This is a genomic window from Streptomyces sp. NBC_00250, from assembly GCF_036192275.1.
In the GTDB taxonomy this organism is placed as follows: Bacteria; Actinomycetota; Actinomycetes; order Streptomycetales; family Streptomycetaceae; genus Streptomyces.
In genome coordinates, this window is sequence record NZ_CP108088.1 from 8,162,227 (window position 1) to 8,168,703 (window position 6,477).

The 6,477-nt window shown below is 73.4% G+C and carries 6 protein-coding genes; 3 read left to right on the top strand and 3 right to left on the bottom strand.

All coding sequences use genetic code 11. From position 1 onward, the window contains the following. Positions 1 to 16 precede the first annotated feature (16 nt). The 3 genes from OG259_RS36910 to OG259_RS36920 all read right to left on the bottom strand — a co-directional run bounded on the left by OG259_RS36910 (position 17) and on the right by OG259_RS36920 (position 3,697). Positions 17 to 661: a GNAT family N-acetyltransferase gene (locus OG259_RS36910; RefSeq protein ID WP_328946213.1), complete on the bottom strand. Its 645-nt coding sequence runs from the start codon at positions 659 to 661 to the stop codon at positions 17 to 19. Positions 662 to 769: 108 nt separating this feature from the next. Then, positions 770 to 1,801, bottom strand: coding sequence for a serine hydrolase domain-containing protein (locus tag OG259_RS36915; protein ID WP_328946214.1), 1,032 nt, complete (start codon positions 1,799 to 1,801; stop codon positions 770 to 772). Between the two features lie 120 nt (positions 1,802 to 1,921). After that, positions 1,922 to 3,697 carry a VanW family protein gene (locus OG259_RS36920; RefSeq protein ID WP_328946215.1) on the bottom strand — a complete coding sequence of 592 codons (1,776 nt, stop codon included), beginning with the start codon at positions 3,695 to 3,697 and terminating at the stop codon, positions 1,922 to 1,924. A gap of 282 nt (positions 3,698 to 3,979) precedes the next feature. Here OG259_RS36920 and OG259_RS36925 point away from each other — a divergent pair, with 282 nt between their 5' ends. The 3 genes from OG259_RS36925 (at position 3,980) to OG259_RS36935 (ending at position 6,254) form a co-directional block, all read left to right on the top strand. Then, the gene (locus OG259_RS36925) at positions 3,980 to 4,741 is read left to right on the top strand and encodes an IclR family transcriptional regulator (RefSeq protein WP_328946216.1); all 762 of its coding nucleotides are present in this window, start codon (positions 3,980 to 3,982) and stop codon (positions 4,739 to 4,741) included. A 45-nt stretch (positions 4,742 to 4,786) separates the two neighbouring features. Then, complete coding sequence (locus OG259_RS36930) at positions 4,787 to 5,116, top strand: putative quinol monooxygenase (protein WP_328946217.1); 330 nt, start codon at positions 4,787 to 4,789, stop codon at positions 5,114 to 5,116. A gap of 103 nt (positions 5,117 to 5,219) precedes the next feature. Further along, complete coding sequence (locus tag OG259_RS36935) at positions 5,220 to 6,254, top strand: LacI family DNA-binding transcriptional regulator (protein ID WP_328946218.1); 1,035 nt, start codon at positions 5,220 to 5,222, stop codon at positions 6,252 to 6,254. The last annotated feature ends 223 nt before the right edge of the window (positions 6,255 to 6,477 follow it).

A 6,477-nucleotide genomic window follows, 5' to 3' on the forward strand; every position in this document is an offset into this window, starting at 1 on the left:
GAGGGCGGGAAACCCCCTACCCCTGGTCCCGGCGCAGCCGCTCCCGGATGCCCGCGATGCGCTGTTCGAGTGCCGCCCGGCGCTCGGGCCATTCCTCGGCGATGACGGAGAAGAAGACGGTGTCACGGAGGCGGTCGCCCTCGCCCGGGGCCCAGGAGACGGACCAGTTCCGCAGGACGCCCTCGAAGGTCGCGCCCACGCTCGTGATGGCCCCCCGTGAGCGGGCGTTGCGGGCGTCCGTCTTGAGGTCGACCCGGGCCACGTCCCAGCTCTCGAAGGCGTGCCGGAAGAGGAGGTACTTGGCCTCCGTGTTCACGCCCGTGCCCTGCGCGGAGGCGGCGAGCCAGGTGTAGCCGATCTCGATCGCGCAGAGTCCCTCACCGGAGGGCCACGGGCGCGGGGCCAGGAAGGAGGTGTGGCCGACGGCCTGGCCCGTGGCCACGTTCACCTGCGCGTACGGCATCAGGAGGCCGTCGGCCGCGCCGCTGAGCCGCGCGTCGATGTAGGCCTCGACCGCATTCCGCTCCGGCACCGGGGTGAAGCCGTAGGAGTCGCGGTTCTCCTCCGCCGCCTCGGCGAGGCCGGCCGCATGGTGATGCCCCAGCGGCTCCAGGCGCACGAGCGCGCCCTCCAGGACCGGTCCTTCAAGGGTGAAACCCATGGCTCCGCACTCCGTACAGGTCAAGCTCGGCAAAGTCGGCAAAGATCGTTCGAACGGGGTGCAGCGTCGCAGAGTCGGCGCGCGGAGGCACGTCGATTTCGCAGGCGGTCACGGGAACGCGAGGGCCCGGAACACATCCCTGACGCGGGCGAGCGGGCCGGGGTCACGGGTGAGGTGGAGGCGGTTGGTGAGCAGGACCGCCCAGCGCCCGCGGGACGGTGACACCCACATGCCCGTCCCGGTGAAGCCGAAGTGCGACCAGACGTCGTCCGGGGGTTCCGTACCCGGCGCCGGATGCCAGAACAGGCCGCGCGGCGGGTCGAGTTCGCCGGTGTGGACGCGCAGCGAGCCGGCCGTCCAGTCGGCGGAGAAGGTGCCGGGCACCGGGACGAGGAGGTGGCGCAGGAACCGTCCGACGTCGGCCGTGGTCGTGAAGACCCCCGCGATCCCGCAGGCGCCGCCGAGAAGCCGGGCGGAGAAGTCGTGGACGGTGCCCTGGAGATGCGTTCCGGTCTCCTCGTCGTACTCGGTGGGAGCGCACCGGTCCATGAGCGAGGCGGGCAGCGGGCCGTAACGGGTCTCCGCCATGCCGAGCGGGGTCCAGACCCGCTCCTCGGCGAGCCGGGGGAGCGGGCGACGGGTGAGGTGCTCGGCGAGATAGCCGAGGATCAGCGCCGCCCGGTCGGTGTACGCGACGGCCTCCCCGGGCCGGTGTCGCAGCTGCTCGGCGAGCACGCCGTCCCGGACGTCCTGCGGGTCGGAGCCGTACAGATGCCGGAGGTTGGCGCGCAGCGGCAGGCCCGCGGTGTGGGTGAGGAGGTGGTGCGCCGTCGCGCGGGCGAGGGGCCGTGCCGTCGCCTCGGGCCAGTAACTGCCCAGCGGGGCCGTCGGATCGAGCTTCCCGGCGTCGACGAGGGTGCCGATCACCGCCCAGACGGCAAGGATCTTCGTGAGGCTCGCCACGTCGAACAGCGTGTCGTGGCGCATCGGTTCACCGGGGCGCGTCGGGTCGAGCAGACCGACGGCCCCGTCGGACACCGTCGTACGTGCATCACCGACGGCCCAGACCATGCCGGGGCACACACCCGCGCGCACGGCGTCGCCGAGGAGCCGCTCGAAAGGGTCGCTGCGCTGCACCAAGGCGGGCCTCCGGACGGTTGCGGGCGGCCCTGGCCTGGTGGGCCGTGCTCCGGAGTCATGCCCCGGCCGTGCGGGAAGACACCCTTCCGGGCGTCCGTCTCCCCACCGGCCGCATGCCGGTCACCTGGCGTCCGTCTCCTTGTCGGGCTTGTCGACCGGCTTGCAGGTGACCTCGTCGCGCGGGGTGTAGTGGGTCTTGAAGGTCTCCCGCTTGACCTCCGCGCCGTCGTTCTTGAACACCCGGTCCACCGAGATGTCGAAGCCCTCCAGCGGCGGCTGCGGCACACAGGCCTTGCCGGTGCCCTCGACCTTCTTCGGCTCCGTGAGGTTGGTGCGCTCTCCGGCGACCGCCTCCACCGAGTCGTACTTCTTCGTCCCGAGGAAGCTCACGGTGACGGACGAGTCCGTCGCGCCCGCCTTGATGTAGATCGGCTTCCCGGAGTCGTTGCGGAACTTCAGGTCGAGCTGGCCCCAGGCGACCGTCGCCTCGCGGCCGGCCGGGTAGCGCTCGATGTAGAAGGAGTGGGCGCCGTACTCGACGGGCTTCACCCCGGCGAAGAACATGGCGTTGAACATGGTGGTGGCCATCGCCGAGACACCGCCGCCGGGCGCGGAGCGGTACTGGCCGTCGAGGATCATCGTGCCGTCGACGAAGCCGTTGTCCGGGGTGCGCTCGCCGACCGTCTCGTTGAAGCTCCACACCTGGCCGGGCTGCACGACCGAACCGTTGATGAGCTCGGCGGCCCGACCGATGTTCGTCGTCCGGTACGGCGCGCTCGGGAAGTTCACCGTGAACGTCGACATCTGCTCGGTGATCCCGAGCCGCGCGAGGGACTCGGACGTCAGCTCGGGCTGGGTGACCGTCGTGGCCACGGGGGCGGTACGGGCGGCGGTACCCGACTGGGTGAGCAGCGGACGCACGGCGTCACCCAGGGCCTTCGCGGTCACCTCGTGCCCAGGCCTGCCCTCCGACTCCACGACGGCCTTGCCGTCCCGTACGCCGAGGGTCGCCTCGACGGGCGCGCCCGTCAGGGCGGAGATCGGGTCCGCCACGTCCGGGTCGCGCAGCAGCGCCTCGGCGTCGAGGTCGGCGGTCAGCCGGCCGTTCTCGTTCTTCACGGTGAGGTGGTCGCCGAGGGTCGCGGCGGAGATCCGGAGCCGGTCCTGGCCCGCGGTGAGCGTCACCGGGCCGGAGACGGCGGGCTTCGCGTACGTGTCGAGGAAGCGGGTCACCTCGGCCGCGGCCAGCTTCGGCTCGGTCAGGGCGACGGGAAGGGTGACGGGCGCGGCGCCGGTGGTGGCGGGGTAGGCGGCGCGCAGGGCGTCCACCGCCTTCCCGGCGTCCAGCTTCTGCCCGGTCACGGGCTGGGTCGAGACGGCCTTGCCCTCGTGGAAGGCCACGGACCCCTCGCGCACCGTGCGGTCGTTCTTCTTGGCAAGCTCGGCCACGGCGGCGTTCGCCTTGTCCGCGTCGTACGCGAAGACCGGGTCGATCTCGCGCTCGCCGGACGAGAAGAGCCGCCCGATGACCGTGAACGGGTCGCGGGAGGGATCGGCCGCGCGCTCGGCGGTCTTCGCCAGGTCCACGGTGAGGCCGGCGGACGCCGGCGTCACGGTCGAGGCGCGGTCGCCGACCCGCACGGGTATCGGCGCGCTCCACGCGGCCGGGGCCTCGGCCGCCAGCTTGGCCTCGGCGTCGGCACGGCTCATGCCGCCGATGTCCACGCCGCCGACGCGGGTGCCGGCGGATATGTCGTCGCCGGTGGCGACGAGCCCCGCCACGTACAGCCCGCCCGCGGCGACGGCGACCACGCCTGTCGCGATCGCCGCTGTCCGGAGACGCGGGCGGCGCCCCTCGCGGGGCGTCGGGACATGGTCGGTCGTGGAGCTGGGCACACGCTCTCCCGTGGCGTCGAGGATGGGGGAACCACTCGACGGTACGCCGAAAGAGTGTCTTATGCACATAAGGGTGGTTTGACCTGCGGGGATACGGAGGGGAGTGGAGGGGGTACGGAACGTGCCCGGGGTCCGAAGGGCGTGTTCCCGGGGCCATGAAGCGGGCTCCCGGGGTCGCGGAGAGGGCTCCGGGCCCGAAGCGTGCTCCCGGAGCCTGAAGCGTGCTCCCGGAGCCCTTGGATCGAAGGCCTCACCGTCGGGACCCCCGCCTAAGCTGGACGGATGCCTGACCCGTCCCCGAGCCCCGGGCCCCAGTCCGTCGACCGGGCCCTCGCCGTCCTCGACGCCGTCGCCGACGCCGACCGGCCCGTCGGAGCGAAGGCGCTGGCCAGGCGCCTCGGCTGCGCGCTCTCGACCGTCTACCACCTGACCGGGCCCCTGCTCGCGCGCGGCTACCTCGTCCGTACCACCGAGGGATACGCCCCCGGGCCCCGCGTCCCGGCCCTGCACCGCTCCCACCAGCGGCACCACGGGCTCGGCGCGGGGACGGGCGAGCTGCTCGGCCGGCTGCGGCGCGCCACGGGCGCGGAGGCGTACCACACCGCCTACCGGGACGGCCTCATCACCGTCGTCGACACCACCGCCCCGGTCACCGACACGGAGCACCCCTTCACGCCGGGCCCCGAACAGCGCGCCCACGCGACCGCCCACGGCAAGGCCCTGCTCGCCGCGCTGCCCCGCCCGCTGCGCCGTCGCTATCTGGCGGAGCACGGAATGGCCCGCTTCACCGAGCGGACGATCACCAGCGCCGAGCGCTTCGAGGCCGAGGTCGACCGGGTGCGCGGACAGGGCATCGCCGTGTCCGTGGGCGAGGCGGACCTCGCGTACACCTGTCTCGCCGTCGCGTTGCCCGAGCGCGGCGACGGCATCGTGCACGCCCTGTCCGTCTCGCTGCCCACCGCCGACTTCGGACGACGGCAGGGCGAGATCCGGGCGGCGCTCACCCGTGCCGTGCCGGAGTTTCCGGCCCTGCCGGAATCCTGAGCCGGCCGACTGGCCGCGCCTGCCGGTGCGCCGCAGGCTTGTCGCATGATCTTCATCGCCGTACGTTTCACCGCCCGCCCCGACCACGCCGACCGCTGGCTCGACCTGGTCGCCGACTTCACCCGCGCCACCCGCGAGGAGCCCGGCAACCTCTTCTTCGACTGGTCCCGCAGCGTCGACGACCCGAACGTCTTCGTCCTCCTTGAGGCCTTCGCCGACGCCGAGGCGGGCGCGGCCCACGTCGCCTCCCCGCACTTCACGGCCGGTCTCGCGACCATGGCCGGAGCCATCGCCACCACCCCCGAGATCATCAACGTCGAGGTCCCGCAGCAGGGCTGGGGCGCCATGGCCGAGCTCGCCCCGACCGGCGCCTGAGCGTTCCCCGGCCCTTCCGCGGCGCCCCGGGACCGCCTCGCCCCGCCTGATAGGTTCGCGTGCACACGCAGGCGGGGCGGCGGCCCGAGGGGAGAAGCGGCACATGGCGGTGAGCGGGCGGCAGACCGGCAGGCCCACCCTTGAGGAGGTCGCGGCCAGGGCCGGAGTCGGCCGCGGCACCGTCTCCCGGGTCATCAACGGCTCCCCGAGGGTGAGCGAACAGGCCAAGGCCGCCGTCGAACAGGCCGTCGCGGAACTCGGCTACGTACCGAACCGGGCCGCCCGCGCCCTGGCCGGCAGCCGGACCGACGCCGTCGCCCTGGTGATCCCCGAGACCGAGGCGCGGCTCTTCGCGGAGCCGTACTTCCTCGACATCATCCGTGGGGTCAGCAGTGAACTCGCCGACGCCGACAAGCAGTTGCTCCTGACCCTGATCCGCAGCGAGCAGGAACGGCAGCGTTTCGAGCAGTACCTCGCCGCCCAGCGCGTCGACGGCGTCCTCCTCGTCTCCGTGCACGCCTCCGACCCCCTGCCCGACCAGGTCCGCGCCCTCGGCCTGCCCGCCGTCCTCAACGGCCGCCGCACCGAGGACGAACGGGTCGCCTTCGTCGACTCCGACAACACCGGCGCCGGCCGGACCGCCGTCGCCCATCTCACCGCGCGCGGCCGCCGTGCCGTCGCCACGATCACCGGACCGCTCGACATGTACGTGGCCCGCTGCCGCCTCGACGGCTACCGGGAAGGCCTGGAAGAGGCCGGGATCGCCCCCGACGAGACGCTCGTCGCCAACGGCGACTTCACCGAGGACGGCGGGCGCCGCGCCATGCGGCAACTCCTGGACCGCAGACCGGACCTGGACGCCGTCTTCGCCGCCTCCGACGTCATGGCCGCGGGCGCCCGGAGCGTCCTGCGCGAGGCCGGTCGCCGGGTTCCCGAGGACGTCGCGCTCGTCGGAGTCGACGACTCGGCCGTCGCCCGGCACATGGACCCGCCGCTGACGAGCGTCCGCCAGCCCATCGAGGAGATGGGCCGCACCATGGCCCGGCTGCTCCTCCAGGAGATCGCCGCGCCCAGCGAGCCCGACGAGCAGCCCCGGCAGATGCTCCCGACGGAACTCGTGGTCCGCGCCTCGTCCTGACGCCGGCCGTCCGCACCCGACGCCGAACCACCGGCCGCCCGAACCTCCGCACCCGCCGCCGAACCACCCGCCGCCGAACCACCCGCCGCCCGAACCTCCGCACCAGCGCCGGCCCGCCGCACCTGTCGCGAAGGCGCCGAGATGCAGGCGTCCCGGGCGCCCCGGAGAATGGACACCGTACGGGGTCCAATCCGCGAACAGGGCGCTCCCGACGGCGTCCGTC